Source organism: Psychrobacter sp. NG254, from assembly GCF_015277735.1.
Taxonomy (GTDB): domain Bacteria; phylum Pseudomonadota; class Gammaproteobacteria; order Pseudomonadales; family Moraxellaceae; genus Psychrobacter.
This window is the reverse complement of sequence record NZ_JADHDA010000002.1, coordinates 373,673-396,506: the sequence shown is the minus strand read 5'-3', so window position 1 is coordinate 396,506 and position 22,834 is coordinate 373,673. Positions and strand designations below refer to the sequence as shown.

At 45.3% G+C, this 22,834-nt stretch carries 23 protein-coding genes; 11 read left to right on the top strand and 12 right to left on the bottom strand.

Annotated elements, in window-relative coordinates:
- Window positions 1-137 precede the first annotated feature (137 nt).
- Window positions 138-506, bottom strand: coding sequence for a hypothetical protein (locus tag IP510_RS04350; protein ID WP_194363552.1), 369 nt, complete (start codon window positions 504-506; stop codon window positions 138-140).
- Window positions 507-712: 206 nt separating this feature from the next.
- On the opposite strand from IP510_RS04350, the gene IP510_RS04345 reads away from it, so the two are divergent.
- The gene (locus tag IP510_RS04345) at window positions 713-1,243 is read left to right on the top strand and encodes an ankyrin repeat domain-containing protein (protein ID WP_194363551.1); all 531 of its coding nucleotides are present in this window, start codon (window positions 713-715) and stop codon (window positions 1,241-1,243) included.
- Between the two features lie 149 nt (window positions 1,244-1,392).
- On the opposite strand, the gene crcB is transcribed toward IP510_RS04345, so the two are convergent.
- From crcB to IP510_RS04325, 4 genes are all read right to left on the bottom strand, one after another.
- The gene (gene crcB / locus IP510_RS04340; RefSeq protein ID WP_194363550.1) at window positions 1,393-1,764 is read right to left on the bottom strand and encodes a fluoride efflux transporter CrcB; all 372 of its coding nucleotides are present in this window, start codon (window positions 1,762-1,764) and stop codon (window positions 1,393-1,395) included.
- 43 nt (window positions 1,765-1,807) lie between these two features.
- Entirely contained in the window at window positions 1,808-2,866 is a 1,059-nt protein-coding gene (gene tsaD, locus IP510_RS04335) for a tRNA (adenosine(37)-N6)-threonylcarbamoyltransferase complex transferase subunit TsaD (protein ID WP_194363549.1), read from the bottom strand.
- Window positions 2,867-3,034: 168 nt separating this feature from the next.
- Entirely contained in the window at window positions 3,035-3,538 is a 504-nt protein-coding gene (locus IP510_RS04330; protein ID WP_194363548.1) for a c-type cytochrome, read from the bottom strand.
- Window positions 3,539-3,559: 21 nt separating this feature from the next.
- Entirely contained in the window at window positions 3,560-3,928 is a 369-nt protein-coding gene (locus IP510_RS04325) for a hypothetical protein (RefSeq protein WP_194363547.1), read from the bottom strand.
- Window positions 3,929-4,300: 372 nt separating this feature from the next.
- Between IP510_RS04325 and rpsU the strand changes: the two genes are divergently transcribed.
- Window positions 4,301-4,516 carry a 30S ribosomal protein S21 gene (gene rpsU, locus IP510_RS04320; protein WP_010195908.1) on the top strand — a complete coding sequence of 72 codons (216 nt, stop codon included), beginning with the start codon at window positions 4,301-4,303 and terminating at the stop codon, window positions 4,514-4,516.
- Between the two features lie 141 nt (window positions 4,517-4,657).
- The gene (locus IP510_RS04315; protein ID WP_194363546.1) at window positions 4,658-5,110 is read left to right on the top strand and encodes a GatB/YqeY domain-containing protein; all 453 of its coding nucleotides are present in this window, start codon (window positions 4,658-4,660) and stop codon (window positions 5,108-5,110) included.
- A gap of 101 nt (window positions 5,111-5,211) precedes the next feature.
- On the opposite strand, the gene IP510_RS04310 is transcribed toward IP510_RS04315, so the two are convergent.
- Window positions 5,212-6,909 (bottom strand): M48 family metalloprotease, encoded by a 1,698-nt coding sequence (locus IP510_RS04310; RefSeq protein WP_227669467.1) that lies wholly within the window; start codon window positions 6,907-6,909, stop codon window positions 5,212-5,214.
- Between the two features lie 383 nt (window positions 6,910-7,292).
- Here IP510_RS04310 and IP510_RS04305 point away from each other — a divergent pair, with 383 nt between their 5' ends.
- From IP510_RS04305 to thiS, 4 genes are all read left to right on the top strand, one after another.
- Complete coding sequence (locus IP510_RS04305; RefSeq protein WP_194363545.1) at window positions 7,293-7,754, top strand: sulfurtransferase TusA family protein; 462 nt, start codon at window positions 7,293-7,295, stop codon at window positions 7,752-7,754.
- A 241-nt stretch (window positions 7,755-7,995) separates the two neighbouring features.
- The gene (rpoH, locus tag IP510_RS04300; protein ID WP_197175000.1) at window positions 7,996-8,859 is read left to right on the top strand and encodes an RNA polymerase sigma factor RpoH; all 864 of its coding nucleotides are present in this window, start codon (window positions 7,996-7,998) and stop codon (window positions 8,857-8,859) included.
- A 45-nt stretch (window positions 8,860-8,904) separates the two neighbouring features.
- Window positions 8,905-9,279: a DUF423 domain-containing protein gene (locus IP510_RS04295; protein WP_194363543.1), complete on the top strand. Its 375-nt coding sequence runs from the start codon at window positions 8,905-8,907 to the stop codon at window positions 9,277-9,279.
- Window positions 9,280-9,372: 93 nt separating this feature from the next.
- Window positions 9,373-9,573, top strand: a complete 201-nt coding sequence (gene thiS / locus IP510_RS04290) for a sulfur carrier protein ThiS (RefSeq protein ID WP_194363542.1) — start codon at window positions 9,373-9,375, stop codon at window positions 9,571-9,573.
- 223 nt (window positions 9,574-9,796) lie between these two features.
- On the opposite strand, the gene hpf is transcribed toward thiS, so the two are convergent.
- Window positions 9,797-10,177 carry a ribosome hibernation-promoting factor, HPF/YfiA family gene (hpf, locus tag IP510_RS04285; protein WP_194363541.1) on the bottom strand — a complete coding sequence of 127 codons (381 nt, stop codon included), beginning with the start codon at window positions 10,175-10,177 and terminating at the stop codon, window positions 9,797-9,799.
- A 384-nt stretch (window positions 10,178-10,561) separates the two neighbouring features.
- A complete protein-coding gene (gene rpoN, locus IP510_RS04280) occupies window positions 10,562-12,229 on the bottom strand; it encodes an RNA polymerase factor sigma-54 (protein WP_194363540.1) in 1,668 nt (555 codons plus the stop codon).
- Window positions 12,230-12,516: 287 nt separating this feature from the next.
- Between rpoN and IP510_RS04275 the strand changes: the two genes are divergently transcribed.
- Window positions 12,517-13,416: a carbon-nitrogen hydrolase family protein gene (locus tag IP510_RS04275; protein ID WP_194363539.1), complete on the top strand. Its 900-nt coding sequence runs from the start codon at window positions 12,517-12,519 to the stop codon at window positions 13,414-13,416.
- Window positions 13,417-13,452: 36 nt separating this feature from the next.
- Here the strand turns inward: IP510_RS04275 and IP510_RS04270 are convergent, their stop codons facing one another.
- The 4 genes from IP510_RS04270 to lptM form a co-directional block, all read right to left on the bottom strand.
- Window positions 13,453-14,472 (bottom strand): tyrosine recombinase XerC, encoded by a 1,020-nt coding sequence (locus tag IP510_RS04270; protein WP_413786456.1) that lies wholly within the window; start codon window positions 14,470-14,472, stop codon window positions 13,453-13,455.
- A gap of 52 nt (window positions 14,473-14,524) precedes the next feature.
- A complete protein-coding gene (gene dapF, locus IP510_RS04265) occupies window positions 14,525-15,412 on the bottom strand; it encodes a diaminopimelate epimerase (protein WP_194363537.1) in 888 nt (295 codons plus the stop codon).
- 198 nt (window positions 15,413-15,610) lie between these two features.
- A complete protein-coding gene (gene lysA, locus IP510_RS04260) occupies window positions 15,611-16,987 on the bottom strand; it encodes a diaminopimelate decarboxylase (protein ID WP_227669466.1) in 1,377 nt (458 codons plus the stop codon).
- 186 nt (window positions 16,988-17,173) lie between these two features.
- Entirely contained in the window at window positions 17,174-17,473 is a 300-nt protein-coding gene (gene lptM / locus IP510_RS04255; RefSeq protein ID WP_194363536.1) for an LPS translocon maturation chaperone LptM, read from the bottom strand.
- 686 nt (window positions 17,474-18,159) lie between these two features.
- Between lptM and IP510_RS04250 the strand changes: the two genes are divergently transcribed.
- From IP510_RS04250 to IP510_RS04240, 3 genes are all read left to right on the top strand, one after another.
- On the top strand, window positions 18,160-19,392 hold the full coding sequence (locus tag IP510_RS04250; RefSeq protein ID WP_194363535.1) for an acetate/propionate family kinase: 1,233 nt from the start codon (window positions 18,160-18,162) through the stop codon (window positions 19,390-19,392).
- Between the two features lie 132 nt (window positions 19,393-19,524).
- Window positions 19,525-21,672, top strand: a complete 2,148-nt coding sequence (gene pta / locus IP510_RS04245; RefSeq protein WP_194363534.1) for a phosphate acetyltransferase — start codon at window positions 19,525-19,527, stop codon at window positions 21,670-21,672.
- A gap of 177 nt (window positions 21,673-21,849) precedes the next feature.
- The gene (locus IP510_RS04240) at window positions 21,850-22,791 is read left to right on the top strand and encodes a nicotinate-nicotinamide nucleotide adenylyltransferase (RefSeq protein ID WP_194363533.1); all 942 of its coding nucleotides are present in this window, start codon (window positions 21,850-21,852) and stop codon (window positions 22,789-22,791) included.
- The last annotated feature ends 43 nt before the right edge of the window (window positions 22,792-22,834 follow it).

Genomic DNA, 22,834 nt, shown 5'->3' with positions numbered 1-22,834 from the left:
TGGTAAATAATGGTTCCCTAGTGAGGACTTGAATCTGTGGCTGTGGGCTAACGGTATCAACGTTTTAACTCGCTGAGATAGTCTCAGTGTACTTCATGGTGTACAAAACGTTAGATTATCAAGCTTAAGATTAGCTATCACCAGTAATCCTGCTCAGCTTTAGTAAGCCATTCATTAAAATTCTCGAATATCATGAATGAAGGCAAATCAGTAAGATCAACTACTATTACTCTTGGATCACCTGAACAATCATCGCCATCAAAGTAAGCCATCCATTCGCTGTTTTGAGCGAATGGAATTAAGTTAAAATCCTTAATTTTATTGTTTCTAAGACTATATGTTAGTTTGGCTCCTTCAGTTGTAGAGTTTAAGAACCACCATTGAAAATATTCATCAGACTTGACTGTTTCTGTATTTTTTGTCAATTGGATGTAAGCAGCAGGATAAACGAATCCTACTGGTAATATTTCTGATGAATAAGGTTTAAAACTTTTTTGTTTGATCATTACTTTATTACCTCTGGGTCATATTGATAGATGCGCTATACAGGAATCTAACTTCTAGTGCTAGAAATAACTTCAATGACTAAGGAATTGATAGCATAGCTTAATATTAGTCATACTGATGAGATGGAAGGCAAAGATATTCCACAAGAACTAACAGATGAAATGCAAGAATTTCTTAATAGCAATAGAAGTAAAGAAAAATAATTATGAATGAATACAAAAAACTACGAATGAAAGTTTTTAGGCTTTTTAAAGAAGGCCTGATAAAAGAAGCTTCTGAATTATTCGAAAGTAACAATATGGATTACTTTGAAACATCTCCAACTGATAAATGGAACTGGCTACATCAGCTCTCAATGGGATTTAACCCAAAAGAACCACCGAAAAAAACTATTGAGTTTTTTATAGAAAAAGGTGTCCCAATCAATGCTCAAGACAGTTATGGCATGACACCATTGCACTATGCAATGCGAGGAGAAAATGCAGAAGCCGCTATTGCCTTATTAGAAGCAGGGGCAGATCCAAACATTACTAATAGAGATAACCTTATACCTCTGAGAATGACTTTGCTGATGCCTGATAGGTTAGATGTACTAGAATTGATGTTAAAAAATGGTGGGGATGTTAACTACTATAATGGAAAAGATTACTTACTTGAAGCAATTAAAGGCTTTCGAGGTGATCATCCTGATTTTCAAGAATTAATACAAATGCTTGAAAATTATTCAGGTGAGTAAAAAAATTGTAAGAAAAATGATTGAAAATAGGTATACCCCAAGGGAACCAGATAATTCACCTATTAAACCTATTAACAGACCACTTAAAATAGACTGATATGGTGGAACCACTTATAACAGACCATTAAACGATTAATATCTACCAACGGCTACAAAACCAACTTAAAGAAATAAAAGCCAAGCGCGGTTGCCAGTAACGTTAGCCCAACGTGCAGGCCGATGAGCGTCAAACCTGCTAGCAACCGCCCGTCATGAATAAAGCCAAATACCTCTGCACTAAACGTGCTAAAGGTAGTTAACCCACCTAAAAAACCCGTAATGACAAACACGCGTACATGATCGGACAAATTGCCTCCCATACGCTCGAACCACACTAGCGCCAGCCCTATCAGCAGTCCACCCAAGATATTAGCGCTCAGAGTACCGAGCGGCACCCAACCATGTAGAGCATTAAAACGCGATAACCAAGCTCGCAGACAAGCACCGAATGCTGCGCCCAAACCAATAGCAAACCACTGCATAGACTGTCCTTAATCGTATAAATATATTGAATAAAAGGCTCAGTTAGACGGCTGGCAACTCTGTCATCGGCCAACGCGGAACACAGCTCACGGCCAAATCATCGGACTGTCCTGCCTGCAAACGTTCAAAACCTGCATAAGCAATCATCGCGCCATTGTCCGTACATAGTGCAGGCGGTGCATAATGAACCGTCGCATTGATTTTAGCCAGCTCCGCCTCTAGCGTCTCACGCAGATGAGTATTGGCACTGACCCCGCCCGCAATCACTAAGCGACTCATATCTGCTTGCTTGAGTGCTTTAACGCACTTCTTCACTAGCGTATCGACCACTGCATGTTGAAAGCTGGCTGCGATATCCGCGCGAACTTGTGGGTCGCTATCAGATTTATGACCAGAACCGCCTGACAGTGGCGTATCTTTAATCAGATTATGTACGGCAGTTTTCATACCACTAAATGAGAAATCTAAACCACGATGTAGCATCGGTCTTGGCAGCGAATACGCGTTAGGATTACCTGTCTCTGCAAGCTTGGCAATATTGGGGCCACCAGGATAAGGCAGGCCTAGCATCTTGGCGGCTTTATCAAAGCACTCACCCGCTGCATCATCTATCGATTCACCCAATATCTCATACTGCCCTACGCCATGGGCGGCAATCAGTAACGTATGCCCACCAGATACCAATAGTGAGACAAAAGGAAAGGCCGGAGGATTTGCGCCCATGAGCGGTGCCAATAGATGCCCTTCCATATGATGAATACCAATTGCTGGAATATCTAAACCATATGCCAAGCTGCGCCCAAACAGTGCACCCGTCATCAAAGCACCAATGAGACCAGGCCCTTTAGTATAAGCAATCGCATCGATCTCGCTTTTTTTCGTATCGCACTGATCTAACAGCTCATTGAGTAATGGCACTAGCTTACGAATATGATCGCGGCTGGCAAGTTCAGGCACCACGCCGCCATAGAGCGCATGTAGCTCAATCTGAGAGTACAGCACTTGACCGACCAAACCTTGATTGTCGCTGTTTATTTGCTCGCTATCAAAAATCGCTAGTCCTGTCTCATCACAAGAGGTCTCTAAACCCAATACTTTCATATTTTTGCCTTTATACCTTTGTTTTCATACTGTTTTCGTACTGTCTTTTCAACCATGTTATTCGGGCGTGCGCTGATAAAAAGCATGCATAAAAAAGCCGCCATTGTCAGTCACAATGACGGTCAGTTTAACAAATTTCAATGGTCAATATACGCTATATGTACCGTATCAGCTTACCGACGCCAGCATATAATCGACAGCGGCTTTAACCTGTGCTTCAGTGACGTCATTTACCGCCTGTGCTGGCATTTTGTTAAAGCCTTTGGCCGAGTGCATATATAACGTTTCTTTGTCTTTAGTCACTCGAGCTGACCAAGCAGCAGTATCACCATATTTTGGTGCGTCTAGCAAACCAGCCGCATGACAAACCTTACAGTTTGACTCATACAGCTTGGCACCTGCATCTACGGCCAACACTTCAGGCTCAGCAGCCACTTCAGGCACTATCACGTCTTCAGCAGCAGACTCTGACTGGCTAACAGTATCAGGCGTAGCGGTGGCAGGTTCTACTGCTGGTTCAGCCTCTGCCACTACGGCTACATCGGTAGACTCATCGATATCCGCCGCCTTGTCAGTAGGCGTGTTATCACTGCAAGCACTCAGTGCGAGCAACATACTCAGACTAAGTATAGACAAGCTCAACTTATGCATATGCTGCGGTATACCAATCATCTCTCACCTCTAGCGGATAGATTATTCAGCGGCTGGAGCAGCTGCATCTTCAGTCGCCATGTCGGCGCTGTCAGTGGCAGCAGGAGCGGCATCTGTGTCCGTACTATCCGTCGTTGCTGCCATATCAGCATCAGCCGTACCTGCTTCAGCAGTTGCCGTACCGTCAGCATCTGTAGCGGTTGCATCAGCAGCTGGCATTGGTGCCGCTTCTGGGAACTTCATCTCTTCAGCTGGTGGGCCATTTTTGATGGCCAATGCAGCGGCTTCATCAACGCGATCGATTGCCATTACTTCTTCATGCTCTTCGCCGCCACTACAAGCGCTCACGCTCACACCCAAAGCCATAATAAGTGCCGTGCTCAATACCGCGTTAAATACTGTTTTTTTCATTCCAACATCCTCAATAAAATACACACAAACCGGTTCATATGCTTACTACAATATGGAAATTATCATAGCATAAACTCCCGCTATACCGTTATAGACCGTAGGGACTTTTTATTCACGATGGTTTTTCTCCTTTGACTCGCTCTAGAACAGCACAGGTAAGCTCAAATGTTCTGACAAACAAATGATAAATAGACAATAAACACCTAAAATCATTGACTTTGTTGGTATTTTTTATTAAAATACCTGCCCTTGTGCTAGTGCGCAAGATTATCCTAGTTTGAGCTGATGCCTGTGATCTTGAGATATCGCGGCTAAATACTAATACACAGCCAAACTAATGCCCTTATATCTCATCCTAATCGAGGAGTCTTCATGCCTGCAGTTAAGGTTAAAGAAAACGAACCAGTTGATATCGCTATCCGTCGTTTCAAACGTGCTTGTGAAAAAGCTGGTGTATTATCAGACGTACGTAAGCGTGAGTTTTATGAAAAACCAACGCAAGTACGTAAGCGTAAAAAAGCTGCTGCCGTAAAGCGTTATAAAAAGAAATTACAACGCGAAACTATTCGTACCACTCGTATGTACTAATCAGTAATCTGATTTAGTTACGTACAAGCGCTACACTAACGCCACTGTTATCCATTGATATCAGTGGCGTTTTTTATGCTACAATTTTTATTATTGCTCAACATTTGAACAAATAACTCTTAACAAATAAGGATAATAACAGTGAGCCAACTTAAACAGACTTTATTAGACAATATCAAAGTATCCATGAAAGCACGTGAGCTTGAGCGCGTTAAGGTACTGCGCAATGTGCAAGCGGTCGTCAAACAAATCGAGATTGACCGCCGGATAGAACTCGATGATGCCCAAGTATTAGAAGTTTTACAAAAGCAGCTCAAGCAGCGTCAAGAATCACTCACTATTTTTACCGAAAACAACCGTGATGACTTAGCGACCAAAGAGCAGTTTGAGATTGATATTATCAATGAGTTTATGCCAAAGCAGATGGATGATGACGAAATCATCGCATTGGTGAACGCTGAAATCAGTGAGCAAGGTGCTACGTCTATGCGTGACATGGGCAGCGTCATGGGTATACTAAAAAATAAAACCGCAGGTCGTGCTGATCCTGCTCTTATCTCTAAATTGGTCAAAGACGCCTTACAAGGTAAGTAGCTTGTAAGGTGAATAATATGTTTGCTATTGAGTAGCGCCTCTTACTCTGAAACAACACCCTACTGTCATAGTAAGCAAAGCTAGTACTATAAAAATACCGCCTAAGGCTTAAAGTCTTGGGCGGTTTTTATTGCTTTAATTTCAGCATCGATATTGGCCAATAACGGACGGGCACTACTGGCCTGAGCCGTGGTTTGCAGATTTTCGGTGAGTTGCTTGGCCTGCGTCAATGATGTCAGCGCATGCTCGTAGCGTCCATTCCATAACTGATCTTGACTTCGATAACGCAGGGCATTGATGGTTGCGATATTGGCCAATTGCAGTGATGCTGTGGTTTTAGCCAGCTTTTCATTCGCCAATTGCAGACTTTGCCACGCGTAGCGATCGCTTGGCTGCTGTTCGGTCAATGGCTTTAGCAGTGCTTGTGCAGCTGCCGGTTGGTTACTGTTAGTGAGCGCTTCTGCCAAATAAAGACGCAAATCACGACGCTCAGGGTACAAACGCTGCTGGTTTGCTAAAATCTCTGCTGCTGGTTGCCACATTTGCTGTTCGCTTAGCAGCTCACTGTGCGTAATCGCAAGCAGCGGTTCTAAGTTTTGACGTTGCGTGATGGGTAAGGCGTTCATCTGAGTCAATATATCATTGGCATCCTTAAAACGCTGCTGCTCTGTGTACCAGCGTACGAGAGCCAGTTTGGCACCCAGACTGTTCTTGGCTGCTGTTGTCAGCACTGTCTCAGACGCGTGTTTACCTGTACTTTGTACTCGCCAGTAGAGCAGATCAAATAGTGCTTGATGACGCTGCTGCTGACTCAGAGATAGTACTGGATAACGCTGCGCACGACTTTGTGACTCACTTAGACGCTCATTACTCAGCGGATGCGAGCGCACAAAACTGGGTAAAAATTGATCTTTCACCTGATTCAGCTGGCTTTTTTGATTCATCGTGGCAAAAAACCGTGGCATCGCTCGAGGGTCGTAGCCTGCTTGGGTCATGATTTGCATCCCGACTCTATCGGCTTCACGCTCGTTGCTGCGGCTAAACGCCATACTGCTGTTCATAAAGGCAGTTTGGCTACCCATCATCACCGCTGCTGCTGCATCACCATCCACTGCTGAGGCGGCGATCGCAGCCAACATACCGCCCAGTTGCATCAGTAGCGCCTTTTTACTCTCCTCTGCACTATACTCGTAGTGATGCTGACTGATATGCGCCACTTCATGGGCGATGACGCTTGCCAACTCATCCATACTACTGGCGGCCAGTATGGTACCTGTATTGATGCCAATCACCCCGCCAGGCGCAGCGAACGCATTGATACTAGCATTATCAATGATGACCAAACCCAGTGGCGCTTGCTGACGCACTTGGGCATTGAGTCGCCACGTCATGTTTTTGACGGTTTCTTGCACCCAAGGGTCGTGCTCCATTTTGACGCGACCATTGATGTTTTGTAGCGACCACTCACCCAGCATCTTATTTTGATACTGCTCAGCAAAGCTCAGCCCTTGACCGCGCAGATTTGGCAACTCTAAGGTTTGCGTATCTGGGTCTTGCCACGAGCTATTGGCAAATCCAACGTCTTGGTTATCATTGCCATAAGCACTGGTCACTGCTGCTAAGAGCACAACTGACACGCCACGCTTAGCAGTGCTCAGTAAAGACCGCTTGGGGCATTTGTGATAGATTTTTGGCTGCGATATTGGCTGTAATAAAAGTGGCACTGCCCTAATAGCCAACTTAGCTGTCAGGCGCGGCTCATGGTTATTCAGTCGTGGTGGTCTAGTAAAATGAGACAAGTGCGTATCCTATCGTATTGTTTACCCTGTATTTTTGACTATACGGGCTTGCAGGCATGTGGTCAATTTTACTATGCCTCTGACTACCAATCACGCAGCCATCCGTCATTATTGTGCAACATGGTTGTGTGATTCTAGTGAACCGAACACAACGTTGACTATATTCAACTGCAATTATACATCGGCTATTTGGTATAATGACGGATAACAAAGGTAAGCTGACGTTAAGAGGGCAGTAACTATCGCAGTAACTATCAGATAAATTCGCTTATCTCAAACGTCAATGTCTAGATCGAGTATGACTGATTACAGACACTCTTTGCATAAAAAATATTTGCTTAAAAATAGCACCAAACCATATATCGATATCTACAAGGTTTTTTATGTCTGCTGATACACCGTCAATCATAAACCGTATGTCTCACGCTATCAGTTTATCAGCCAACTTATCTGATACCGAACAGCACAGTATAAGCAGTTTGATGGATCTGCTGCCAGCAGAATGCGCTGATTCAAAGAGTGTCACAGAACAAACTGTATTAGATATCAAAGGCTTTGTTGATGGTTGTGGTCTTGCTTGTCCCATGCCATTGTTAAAAACCAAAGTTGCGCTACGAGGGGTGTCCGTTGGGGAGTCGCTATATGTGGTCGCAACAGACCCCAACTCGCGAGCAGACATTACTGCTTTCTGTCGACAAAGTCAGCAAGCATCCGCATCGAGCCATTTAAACTTAATCGTTAATGCAGCAACTGAAATCACCGAATTATCAGCCGTAAATAGCACATCATCACAGCGTTTCGATACAATATATCACTTCATCATTACCAAAACTGATAGCAACTAAACGGCGCTATCCTTTACAATTACAATCATAAAGCGTTTTATCTGACTATTTGCTCAACCATTTAATCAAGGTCAAGAATATGGCTAATACTACTACTGACGCTGCAGATACAAACAAAAAAGACAGCGTAACTCCTATAAGAAACGACGCACGTGATGCGGCACTCAAAGCTGCTGCACAGCGTCCGCCTTATGATGCAAGTGCATTAGGTGATACCAGTACACGTGATTTAGTACCGGCCATGCCAACGCATTTATCTGCACCAGGGGTCAACTTAGGCGCTTATATCAACACTGTGCACCAAATCCCTATTTTGACTCCCGTGCAAGAGCAAGAGCTTGCGCATCGTTATCATGACGAAGGCGATGTTGAGGCGGCGCGTTTACTCGTGATGTCACATCTGCGTTTTGTGATTCACATTGCCCGCAGCTACTCAGGCTATGGACTGCCGCAGGCGGATCTCATTCAAGAGGGCAATCTGGGGCTGATGAAAGCGGTCAAACGCTTCGATCCCAATAAAGGTGTGCGCTTGGTCTCCTTTGCCGTACATTGGATCAAAGCTGAGATTCATGAGTTCGTGATTCGTAACTGGCGTATTGTCAAAGTCGCCACTACCAAAGCCCATCGTAAGTTGTTCTTTAATTTACGTAGCCTAAAGAAAACCAACAATCAGCTAACGCTAGAAGAAGCAGATGCGATCGCCAAGGACTTAAATGTCACACGTAAGCAAGTGCTAGAGATGGAATCTCGTCTGACCTCTTATGATGCCTCGTTTGAAGCGCAGTCGAGCGACGATGATGACGGTCGCTATGCACCCCAATTGTTTTTAGAAGATGGCATCGATCCTGCCGAGCAGTTAGAAGAAGCAGATTGGGAAGAAAACAACTCATCAGCTCTGATTGCTGCTATGGGTACCTTGGATGATCGTTCACGCGATATCGTCGAGCAGCGCTGGCTCTCTGAGCAAAAATCTACCTTGCATGAGTTAGCAGCGGTCTACTCTATTTCCGCCGAGCGTGTGCGTCAGATCGAAAAAAATGCGATGGATAAAATTCGTGACGCCATGACCATTGATAGTGTGATTTTGCCAGATGATATTCAGTAATATCTATCACGTTATTCGCGCCTGTAAGCCATTGCGAGTTTTATCATGCTGAATTGGATTGGTATTGCTGCATTGAATATGGCAGTAGCCGTTGTCCTAGGAGCATTTGGTGCTCATGGCTTAGAAGCTATTGTCAGTCCTCAGCAACTTGAATGGTGGCATACCGCAACTTTATATCTGTTTATACATGCACTTGGGCTGCTGCTAGTGGGTTTACTGATTCGCCTGAAATACACCACCCAAACCACGGCTTGGCTACTACAAATCGGCATCGTCATTTTTGCTGGTAGTTTGTATGCGATGACGCTTGGCGCACCGCGTTGGTTTGGGGCGATTACTCCTATTGGCGGTATCTTTATGATTGCGGGTTGGCTATGGCTGGCAGTATCGACATTTAGATCAAAAGACTCGATCAACTAATCAAAACCCAGTTAATCAATCTAGAGGATGTCATCTACTCAAGCATTCATATTTTTGAGTACAAGGAAATCTAAATTATTAAGGAGCGCAATTATGAGCAATATTAGTGTCAATGGCAAAACCTTACAAACCACCCATCAGACAGTGCAACTAGTCATCAATGAACTTGGTCTGAGTCAAGGTCGTTATGCTGTCGAAGTCGATGGGGATCTGATACCCAAAAGTGAATTGGCTCAATTGCGCATTGCAGAAGGTATGAATATTGAAGTGGTACAAGCAGTTGGCGGCGGTTAGAATCATTTCGCTGTAAATGGTTTATCGCTTTATTCGGCTTTAAACCTGTATGCGATTTTTATGTGCTTATTAAAAAAGACCTCAACATAGGATATGTTTGAGGTCTTTTTTCTTTTGTTAGTCATGGCTTGATAGATTGACTGTTTATTGTCTTTTTGGTTTTTAATATATCTATCAATCCAGATGACTGTCGTTGCTTATTTAGCACCATGTGGCGTTATTACTAAGCTGCTGGCACTGCTTCAGCGGGCGTCAAATCTTGATAGCGTCCTTCGCGTCCAGCACCCTGAGTCTTTTTACGCTCTTGGCGGGTTTTATACTTACGCACTTGTCTATCAAGTTTGTCTGCCATCTCGTTAATGGCTTTATACATATCATCTTCAAGGGCTTGGACAAACATTTCTTGACCTGAGACGCGCATAATTGCTTCAGCCTTATGGCTCTTTTTGCCGCCGTCACTGGCACCGCTATTGTCTAGCGATAATATCACTTGAATACTCTGTATCTGATCAAAGTGACGTTCTACTTTTTCAAGCTTTTCACGAACCGCTGTGTCCATAGCTTCAGTAACGCTGATATGATGACCACTGATAGAAACATTCATATTATTGTCCTTTTATTTATAACTTACAATCAACAGATGAGGTCGCATTCCTGCTCTTGTCATCCTGCCTTACCAATCATCTATCCAATGCCGCTAGTAACATGTCGACGTATCCTTTTATCGTCTCCTTTATCAGTTATGAGTAAATACTATAAATCGGCATTAAGATTTTGTGGTTGGTATGGCTCTAATTTGTCATGAAAACCAAATAGTAGCAAGCCATTAAATTGTAATCAAGTGTAACAATAGCTATTATTTCTACTAAGTTTCTATATAATCAAAAAATTTTATTTTTATAACTGTATAGAAACATAGGCTAACTATCCAGCAGCTTCTGTGTTCTCAGTCAAATAAATAGCTAATTAAATTTCTGCGGTCAAATCACTAGTATTTTTGTTTGCGCTGAGTAGATGAGCCAATATTCATAGCCTCACGGTATTTTGCGACCGTTCTACGAGCAATATCGATACCATCAGCCAATAGCTCGTTCTTTAAGCGGCTATCCGATAATGGTTTTTTGGGATCTTCATCGGCGATGAGCTTTTTGATCATGGCGCTGATAGCAGTCGATGAGATATCCCCATCGTTGCTGCTGACGTGTGACGAAAAGAAATGCTTTAACGAAAACATTCCCTGCGGCGTCAAGATGGTTTTACTGGTGGTCAGTCGCGAAACCGTTGACTCATGTAAATCAACTTCTTCTGCAATGGCTTTTAAGATCAGCGGCTGCATAGCCGTCGCGCCATGCAACAAAAACTCTTGCTGATAACGTACGATACTGGTCGCGACTTTTAACAGGTTTTGATTGCGCTCTTCGATGCTACGGATGAACAGTCTCGCGTCGGTGAGATTTTCTCGCAGATATTGATTGTCAGGACTGTCATCACCGCGTTTGACTAGATTGGCGTATTCTTGATTGACTCGCAGTTTTGGCAACGTGTCAGGATTAAGACGTACATGCCAGCCTTCATCTGCAGCATTGGGCGTCCCGTCATGGTGCCTGATGGGCGAGACTAACACATCTGGTATGTCATAACTGTTAGGCTGCTGAGTGTAGTCAGGTTGACTGATTTGAAACAACAATCCTGGTGACGGGTTGAGTGTGCGCAGTAAAGTAATCGCAGGCGTGATGTATTCAGGGGCAAGACCCGTTAGTTCCGTCAGCGCTTTGATGTTATTGCTGACCAAATGCTCACTGGCTGATAGTAGCGCTTTTGCTTCTTGTAGATAAGCTGTGCGAGCATCGAGCTTGGATAGCTGAATCGCTAAGCACTCACTCAAGTGCCGTGCACCCACACCAACAGGATCACAAGATTGAATCATGCGTAGTACCGCTGTAATCTCATCATGCTCAACGCGCTCATCCCACTGATAAAAGCTGGCCATAGTATCAAAGCTCTGTAGCAGCTCATCTATATCCAACCGAATAAACCCCATGTCATCCATGGAGTCTATGAGATATTCTGCGATCAGCGTGTCTGTCTCCGACAAGCGCTTAAAATTAAGCTGCCAGCGCACATGGTCTTGAATGGTCGAAGAAGTACCACCTTGATAGCTATCAAAGTCTTCGTTATTATTACTAGAGCCACTCGACGCAGAGGCATGGTTACTATAATCAAAATGCTCCGTATCACTATTGGCATCAAAATTATCAGTGCTACTGTCCATCGCGCCATCATCGATACTGGTCTGCTGCAACTTGTCCAAGCTATCGATTGCTTCATCACCGTAATCTGTGTTGCCCTCAGTTCCTGTACTAGACCCTGCTGTATTAGAAAAATCACTGCTGCTTTGGTTCCAACTATCCAAGGTCAATGGCTCGTTTGACGCATCACTTTTATCGTCAGAGCTTTCATAGTCGCTATCATCGCTATAGTCATCATCGCCATCGTCTTCGATACGTTCAAGCAGCGGATTACTGTCCAGCTTGGCCTGAACCTCTTGCGCGAGCTCAAGACTAGAGAGCTGCAGCAATTTGATGGCTTGCTGCATTTGCGGGGTTAGTTTTTGCGAGTTGCTCAGCGTGGTCGCCAATCCGAACGACATACTCATGGTCGGCTTATTACACTCCATTCTTGATGCTATTATATTTATACTGCCAATTGAGGCCGTGATTTATCCTTATCTGGACATGACGATAGCATTTTTTGCCACAATTTTGCTATGATAATTTACACCCTGCCCAGATATGATGGTGATAAATACTGGACACCTTTATCATTTGACACGTCATAACCCGCCCATACATATGAATAATCTGTTCATAATTATAAGAATTTTATAATAAAGAAAACCTATTAAACGACCGATCCGTCTTAACATTGAATGAGAATACTGCCATGAACAACAAAATAAACAATCTTGGATTTGGCATCGCTGCCATCCAAATGAACAGTCAGCAAGATATCGAAAATAATTTGACCACTATAAAAGCAGCCGTTATTGACGCAGCCTCGCAGGGTGCCAAGCTCGTGGTCATACCTGAAAACTGCTGTAGTATGGGACAGCAGTTTGCCACTGCAGAGCGTTTTGATGCGCTCTCAGCGACGATGGCAGAGTATGCCCGTACCTATGGTATTTATCTGCTAGTAGGCTCACTGCCCTGCCCTTATCGCCCTGATGGGGTTATCGTACCAGATGGTAGACTGCGCCAAGTCAGCCAGCTGTTTGCCCCAGATGGTACGCTGGTAGCACGCTACGATAAGATTCATCTGTTTACCGCGACTGTGGCCGACAAACAAGGCAGTTATAATGAGGCGGCGACTTTTGAGCCAGGCACACAAACTGTCGTCACCTCACTTGAGATAGACGATGCTGTGTATAAACTGGGTATGATGGTTTGTTTTGACTTGCGTTTTCCAGCGTTGGCACAGCGCCTACGTCAAGCAGGCGCAGACCTGCTAAGTGCGCCTGCGGCCTTTACCTATCTGACCGGACAAGCGCACTGGTCACTGTTGTTACAGGCACGGGCATTAGACAGTCAATGTATGGTCATTGGCGCAGCGCAAGGCGGCTATCATGCGTATAAAGACGGCAATACTCGCCAGACATGGGGACATACAGCCATTACTGATTTTAATGGCAGTATTATTGCTAGCCACGATAGTAGTGAGCTAAACACCTCTGCCACAGCTGAACCAGATAAAGGATACGCCATTGTCATGGCCTCACTAGACAAGCAGGCACAAATACAAGGTCGACAGAAAATGCCGATCTTTGATTGCCATCGTTTGGCGTAAATCAAATTGCCTTGTGACAAGTTGCTCTACTAGAGACTAGGTAGAATTGCTATCATTCTGAGCATGAGTCGCTCGTGGATGGGCGCGATCATAGACCTGTGTTAACTTAGCAAAATCGACATGGGTGTAAATCTGCGTGGTACTGATATCACTATGGCCCAGCATTTCTTGCACGGCGCGTAGGTCTCCACTACCTGAGAGCATATGTGAGGCAAAACAGTGACGCAGTAAATGCGGATACATGTTTTGCGCGATGCCTGCACGAGTCGTCGCGACTTTGAGACGCTGCTGCACCGCTCGCGTTGAGAGTCTGGTGCCGAGCTTTTCACTAATGAATAATGCACTGTCCATCTGCTCAACCCATAGATTGCGATGCGGCAAATAACGTGCTATCGCCTCTGCCGCCTTTACACCTAACGGTACTAGGCGGGTTTTATTGCCTTTGCCTGTGACTCGCACACGCAAATCAGACAAGTCCACATCTGCCATATCGAGCGCGACCAACTCCCCAACACGTAGACCGCTGCTATAAAGCAATTCAAACATGGCCTTATCCCGTAACCATAAGCGGGCCTGCTCTGGGGTATCCGGGATGGCCTGGTCTAGCAATTGAGTGAGTAAATCTACATCGGCAATAGACGGCAGTGGTCTAGGACTGCGCTTGAGCTGATAGCCAGTCGTTGGATTAACACGTGCCAGATCCTCCTCTATCAGCCACCCATAAAAATGACGAATCGCTGACAGCTCTTGCTGAACGCTCGCCAGTGCAAGCTTGTCTTCATCAAGGCGCTGACTGATATGCTGAGCCAGTTGGCGTTTATCACAGCGCGTCCATGTCAAACGCTTGCCGCGTATATATAGCGCCAACTGATTGACACCCGCAAAATAAGCGGTCAACGTATGCGGCGAGTGGTTACGCACGGCCAGAACATTAAGCCAACGATGGACAGGTGCTAATAACGCTCGTAACGCAGTGTCTGCCTCTACAGTGGCTGCCAACTCAGCTGATAGCCAAGGCGTCATCTGTGCAGATTGACTGTCTTTATCAGCGGACATCACCATAGTAGAAGCACCCGTGCTATTTATGTCATTTACCCAATGTCAGCTCTTAGCCTTCAGAATTGGGCTTGATACCGGCTTGTGCCATCAAACCATCTGGACTAAAGACACCTTCATAAACAAAGGCTGTCGGACCCGTCATCATGACTGAGTAACCTGGCTGCCACTTGATAATCATGCTGCCACCATAGAGCTGCGCGCGGATCTCTTCGCCCTCATCCAACCAGCCCTCACGTATACCGACCGCAACAGCAGCACAAGCGCCAGTACCGCATGCTTGGGTCTCACCCACACCGCGCTCATAGACACGCAGTCTAATATGGCGCTGGTTCATCACCTGCATAAAACCCACATTGACGCGAGCTGGAAACGCAGGATGCGATTCGATTGCCTTGCCTAATTTTTCGACCTCAGCATCGAGTACGTCATCGACTTTGATGACAGCATGCGGGTTGCCCATATTGGCAACATACAGCTGTACAGGCGTACCATTCACATCGAGATGGTATGTGTTTTGGATTTTGGTCGTGGCTCTTGGGCTAAATGGAATCTCATCTGGCTCAAACTTGGGTTTACCCATATCAACCTCAACCCAGCCATAACGATCAGTCGTCAATGAAATAATACCACTGGCCGTCTCTACACGTAGACGCTGCTTAAATGACAGTTTGCGCGCTTGCACAAAACGGGCAAAACAACGTGCGCCATTACCGCACTGCTCGACCTCGGTACCATCAGTATTAAAGATACGATAACTGAAATCCACATCAGGGCGCATGGGCGGCTCTACCACCAGCAATTGATCAAAGCCAATGCCCAAATGACGATTTCCCAATAACGCTACTAGTTCCTTGGTCAACTCTAAGCGCTGGGTCACTAAATCAATGACCATAAAATCATTGCCCAAACCATGCATTTTAGTAAATTCTATTAGCATATTTTTGATGTCCTATCCTATTTTTATATATGTCTTATATTAGCACGCTGTCAGATACAATCATAATTATCACCGCTATCAAATACCAAGTTATCGTCATAACTCAAAACCGCTGCATTCAGTCAGCGTTTGCCATAAAAAAACCCACTGTTATCATCACAGTGGGTTTTTTATGCGTCAAGTACCGCTCTGACCGTTCTATTTATCCTGCCACAATGTTTCATCGGCATATAAGGCTTCAACCGTTTCGCGCTTACGAATGAGCTGATGATGCTCACCTGCCACCATCACTTCGCTGGCACGCGGGCGCGAATTATAGTTACTGCTCATGGTAAAGCCGTAAGCACCCGCACCAGTGATTGCTAGCACATCACCTGTGGCCAATGACAATAAACGGTCTTTTGCCAAAAAGTCACCCGTCTCACAAATCGCACCAACGATATCCCATGGCTGCGTACCATCCGTATTGATACCATCGCTAGGCAGTGTGCTTGGAATAACAGCCATTTCAGCCTGATATAACGCAGGGCGAATCAAGTCGTTCATGGCCGCATCGACGATGGCAAAATTCTTGTGCTCAGTCGGTTTGAGTACATCGACTTGGGTCAAGAGCACGCCAGCATTGGCAACGATACTACGACCCGGCTCAAAAAATACTTTTAAGCCAAGCTCGCTAAGTTTTGGTAATAAGGCTTGGGCAAACTCATCGATAGTCACAGGCGTCTCATCGATGTAACGCACACCCAGTCCGCCGCCCAAATCAATATGACATAGCTCAATGCCGTTATCACGCAGACTATGTATTAGCTCAATGACTTTATCTAACGCTGCGACAAATGGCTCTACCTCAGTCAACTGCGAGCCAATGTGACAATCAATACCAACGATATCGATATGTGATAGCACTGCCGCTTGCTGATAAACCGCTAGGGCATCTCCGTGAGTGATGCCGAACTTGTTGTCTTTGAGACCGGTCGAGATGTACGGATGAGTCTTTGCATCGACATTTGGATTGACGCGCAGCGATATCGGCGCAGGCTTATCAAGTGACTTTGCGACTTCATTGATTAAGGTCAGCTCGCTAATCGACTCAACATTGAAGCAACCAATACCTTGGGTCAGCGCGTATTCGATGTCGCCATAAGTTTTGCCAACGCCTGAGAATACCACGCGAGAGGCAGCGCCACCAGCAGCCAGTACACGCATCAGCTCACCGCGAGAAACGATATCAAACCCAGCACCTGCCTCTGCCAAAACACCAAGCACTGCAAGGTTAGAGTTTGCCTTTACCGCATAGCATACTTGATGATTTAGACTGGCGAAGCTGTCCGTGTATGCTTGGTAAACGTCCAATATCGCCTGCTTTGAGTAGACATAGCAGGGCGTGCCATATTGTTTTGCCAATGCATTGATACTGACCTGCTCCATATATAGCGAATCGTCGCGGTAATTCAGCGCAGGTAAATAAGTAGTCAAAGCTTCAGGGTCAATATACAACCCTTGCTCAGTTTGAGTGGTGACTGATTCGCCAGTGGTTAATTCAGTGACGTCAGTAGCTAATTCAGAAGAACTCATATAAAAATCTCTAATCTAATCAGGTTATAAAAGGTAATAATAAATATGGGTGTCAAATGTGTGTGTGGATCCAAGCAGTTTAATCAAGCCTACTCAGATATTGCCATTGTCTCTTAACGCGGCTTAATTCAAGCATTAGTATTTGATCCAGTTAAGCGTTAATAGTTAGTCATTCGTAGCCACGTGCTAATAATCGTTCGGGTCTTCACTAGGCTCTGGCAAAACCATCACATCTGTGTTTTGGTCATTACCATCAAGACCAGCAAAAGCGGCGTCTTGTGGATGACTAGTGCTGTCAAGCATAGATGAGCTGCCCTCAATCGTTTGGCTAGCGGAATCTACCAAGTATAAATCACCTTTTTGACCGCAACCTGACAACCCTGCCATAAGGGCACTACCAATGATGAGCGCGCCGATAGTACGGCGATGGCTGCCAACCAATAAAGAGCTATCGTCAGTTTTTGAGAGGCGGTATATAGTAGACATAGAATGGGCAACCTGTGAGCGTATAGTCATGTAAGGGCAATAATAATTGTGATAAATAGACAGCTAAAAAGGCAGTCAAAACGCTGCTGAGATAAGCATTTCAATCATAGCATTATTACACAAAGCTGTACGCATACTGAATATGATTGACTCATAAACTTGATTATTATTCGGCATTTTATTGTATTTCGATTGAGTTATTATCATGATAACGAGGAGTAATTTGATTGCGAAACGCGATTTACGGGTATTTGGACAACATTTCTTACAATTTGTGCCACTAATAATTCGCTATCACCATATGCCTTAATTCTATGCCAACTTATTTAAAAATTGCTGATGGTTATTAGTCTATTTCTGTGTCAATCGCTTACTGCATCACATTCTCAAACATTTGGGCTATTGCAGTACAGATATATGAATAGACAGCAATATCTTGGCAATCCGCGCTCATCATAGGGTTTTGGCCTGTGATTCATAGACATTCGCCGATAATAATAGTATAAAAGTACCGGCTTAAATATAAATAGAATCGGCCATATACCTGCGTGGCACATGAGATATCAGCCATCCAAAAGGATTTGTACTGACGACGCGCTAGTATAAAAGACACATTACTAAAAACATTTTTTATATTTCACAAACGATTTGATTCACCTCCATAAAAACCAATCTAAGGATAGAGTATGAGCGCCACCCTAAGCACCACTTTTGATGATAAGAACAGTGAAACATCAACCCTGACCAGTCCGACTTTAGTGCTAAACTGCGGCTCGTCTTCCATCAAATACGCGTTGATTAGTGATGACAACTCTACTCGTATCACCGGTCTTGCCGAAAACTTAGGCCTCGATACTGCCCGTATCAAACACACGACCTTAAATGGTGAGAAGCTTGAAATATCTATCCCTGGTGGTCGCCATAAGCTGGCGCTACAAAAAATCCTTGAGCTGTTAGAGCAGTATCATTTCATCGCGGTCGGTCATCGCGTGGTACATGGTGGCCGTGAATACTCTGAGGCGGTACGAGTTGACGATCATGCACTCGCAGAAGTCAAACGCCTCAAGATACTGGCGCCACTACACAACCCTGCCAATGCGTTGGGTATCGAAGCGGTGCAAGCCATTTATCCTGATATGCCGCAAGTCGTGGTGTTTGATACCGCCTTTCACCAAACGATGCCGCCCGTTGCGTTTCGCTATGCCCTGCCAAAGTACCTATACGAAGAACACAAAATCCGTCGTTATGGTTTTCATGGTACCTCTCATGCCTATGTCTCAGAGCGTACGAGCCAAATCACGGAGGCCAAAGGGCCACATGGTTGGCTAACAGCACATCTCGGTAATGGCTGCTCGGTGGCTGCCGTGTACGATGGCAAGAGCCTCGATACCAGTATGGGTCTGACCCCACTCGAAGGTCTAATGATGGGTACGCGTAGTGGTGATGTCGACCCTAGCTTGCACATGCATCTAAAGCGTCATCTCGGTATCAGCCTAGAAGAGACGGACAAAATGCTCAATAGTGACAGTGGACTGCTAGGCATATCAGGCTTGTCTAACGATCTGCGTACCATTGAGCAAGCCGCTAGTGAAGGTCATAAAGACGCGCAGCTGGCGATTGATATGTTCTGCTATCGCGCGGGTAAATACCTCGCCAGCCTAAGCTGTGCATTGCCTGAATTTACCGGCATTGTTTTCACTGGTGGTATCGGTGAAAACTCAGTGACCACACGTGCCAGCATCTTAGCAGTGATGCGTCATTTTGGTATCAAAATAGATGTGGACAAAAACGCGGATTTGTCCCGTGGCAAAGAAGGCAGCTTCCATACCGATGACAGTAGTATTGAGCTGTGGGTCGTACCAACGGATGAAGAATACCGTATCGCGCAAGAGACGCGTCAGGCCTTGAATTTGGTATAAGCTTATTTAGATATTATACTCAGCGTTTATCACTCTTGATGGTTGTAAAAAACATAGAATAAAACGCTCGGTATTCTTTATGCTGCCAATAATAAATCGAAGTCTAAAACAAAATAAATCGTAGGAAACCTTATGCAAACCATTTTACTTGTTCCCATCAGCCGCGGTATTGGTGTGACGTCAGCGGCGCTCGGTCTGATTCGTGCGTTTGATTATAACGGTATAAAAGCCGGCTTTATGAAGCCGTTTTTGCAAGATGATACACTCGATAAGCAGCACAGCTTGGACAGCTCAAATGCGCTCACCATGCATGCGTTTGGTCTCAAGCCGCCCAAATCTATCAGCCGCCAGCATGTCGAACGCATGCTGGGCGATGGCAATCTTGACGACTTGATGGAAGAAGTGATCGCCAATTATCATACGATCGATGAGGGTCATGAGGTCATCATCTGCGAAGGTCTCGTGCCGACTACTGAAACCTCTTATGCCTCACAAATCAACCGCGCGCTTGCCCATGCGCTAGATGCCAAGATTATATTTGTCAGTACCGCTGATATCAATCAGCCTGCCTATTTAGCAGATAAGCTCGATGTCCATGCACGTGAGTTCGGCGGCGTCATTGATGCACGTACGCTCGGCGTGATATTGATGCGCGTACAAGACGTGCCCAACACCTTTGAAAACCAACCAGTTGCCCCTGGTGAAGCGGTTGTCAGCTTAGATCAGAACTTTATGCAGGCAGTTCAGCGCTTATCTCCTTCATTTAATACCGAAGCATTTCGCCTGATCGGTGTGGTGCCCTTTAGTGACTCGTTATCAGTACCGCGCACGTGGGATATCGCGACCGAGCTGGACGCGACATGGCTCAATGTTGGTGAAGCAAAGACACGTCGTATCAATCGTATCAGCCTAACTGCCCGTTCAGTAGCACGTGTTAATGAAGTCTTTAAGCGCGGTACGTTGATGGTGGTACCGGGGGATCGTGACGACTTATTACTCGCTGCTGGCTTGGCCTGTATCAATGGAATTCCGCTAGCAGGTTTGGTATTGACTGGCGGTATTATGCCAAGTGCAACGGTCGCTGAGCTGTGGCAATCAGCGCTCAAAACGGGCATCCCTGTCATGAGTGTCGAAAGCGACAGCTACGAGACCGTACAAAGCCTAATGCACATGAGCTCTGAGATTCCAAATGACGACACCGAACGAGCGGAAGAAGTGGCTCGCTATGTGGCCGCGCATTTGGATCTGAGCTGGATTAAAGAATACTTCAGCCGCAATCACGAGCCACGTTTGTCGCCGTCAGCATTCCGCCATCAGTTAGTCAAAAAATCACAGCAAGCCAAAAAACGCATCGTACTGCCAGAAGGCGCTGAGCCACGTACCGTGGAAGCGGCTTGTATCTGTCAAAGCCGCGGTATTGCCAATTGCGTATTACTTGCTAAGCGTAGTGATGTTGAACAAGTCGCTAAAAACCGTGATTTGACGTTGCCTGAAGGGTTAGAAATCATCGACCCTGACAGTCTAGATATGAGTAAATATATCAAAGCAGTCGTTGAGCGCCGCAAGGGTAAAACCAATGAAGATGTCGCCGCTGAATATCTAAAAGACACTGTATACCTCGGCACCATCATGCTACAGATGGATGAAGTCGATGGTCTGGTCTCAGGTGCGATTCATACGACTGCCAATACCGTACGCCCAGCATTTCAGTTGATTAAGACCGCACCGCAATACTCGCTCGTGTCGTCAGTATTCTTTATGCTGTTGCCTGAGCAAGTGGTGGTCTATGGTGACTGCGCCATCAACCCTGATCCTAACGCTGAAGAGCTGGCTGAGATTGCCATTCAATCAGCTCAGTCTGCGGCGGCCTTCGGTATCGATCCAAAAGTCGCGATGATCAGCTACTCTACTGGCTCATCAGGGACTGGCGCAGATGTCGAAAAAGTCGCCCGTGCAACCCAAATCGTTCGTGAGCGTGCACCAGACCTCAAAGTCGATGGCCCACTACAGTATGATGCGGCATCGGTCATGAGCGTCGGTAAGCAAAAAGCGCCTGATTCGCCTGTCGCTGGTCAAGCCAATGTCTTTATCTTCCCTGATCTCAATACTGGTAACACGACGTATAAAGCGGTACAGCGTAGTGCCAACGTCGTCAGTGTCGGCCCAATGCTACAAGGCCTGAACAAACCAGTGAATGATTTATCACGTGGTGCGTTGGTCGATGATATCGTCTATACCATCGCGCTGACTGCTATCCAAGCGCACAGCGATCTGATTTAATTATCTTAACGTTTGTATAATGCACACTTATAGATAACCGACTGTCATGATGATGGTCGGTTTTTTATTGGTGCCTTGGTGACAGACAGTGATGACAAGGGCGCGCTTGCCCTCTACAATGGCGCTATCTTCTCTAGAATCAACCAACGTATTATTAATCCTTTTACACATTTATTTATGCCAAATACGAGCACTAGCCCTCAAGAAAAAACACCTGCGCCTGCCATTCGTGCTTATCTTGGCGGCTCGTTTGATCCTGTACATAACGGTCATCTAGAAGTAGCGATGTCGGTATATCAACATCTACTCCCAATCGCAAAGCAGCAACAGCTCTCGTTGCACGTGTCATTACTACCCAATGCGCGCTCGCCATTTAAGACCCAAAGTACAGACCCTAACCATCGTTTAGCGATGCTAAAGCTAGCGACGGAGAATACGCCGATACAGATTAATGAGCTGGAGCTGTGGCAAGCGCCGCCTGTCTATACGATCGACAGCGTACGTACATTGAGGCAGCAATATCCTAATGACAGTTTGATATTTATCATGGGTATGGACAGTGCCCATAGTTTGGATAAATGGAAAGAGGGATTACGACTCACCGACCATGTCAATCTGTGGGTGTTTAATCGTGACAGCTGTACTGATGGTGAAATGTCTAATAGCACTATATCTTCTGAAAACAATACAGCAACTGCACAAGATGTTACTTTCTTAAAATCGCAATTGCCGTTGTCATTGCAGCCCTATATAACGGACTCACCGAGTGCGCTACTGACCCCAACTACTCAGCAACTAATAGATAGCTCGAACTCAAATATCACTGATCCGGATAGTATTGACTTGAAAGCTGACTTGAAAAGCACCAATCAAGGACGCATTTATATAGACCCGCGACCCATCACTGCCGTATCAAGCACGCAAATACGTGAGCAACTACAGAGAATAGACAATCAAACAAATAAAATGCCAGTCACCCAAAGGCAAATCACATCTATAGCACCAATAAATGATATCATTAGCAATACTGAATCTAATCCATTAGCTAAATGGCTAAATCCTGCTGTTTATCAATATATTATCGCCCATCAGCTATATTCTGCTGCTCAATTCCGTTAAAATCGCCTTATCTGTGTCATTTTGCCTATCCTGTCTCTATGCG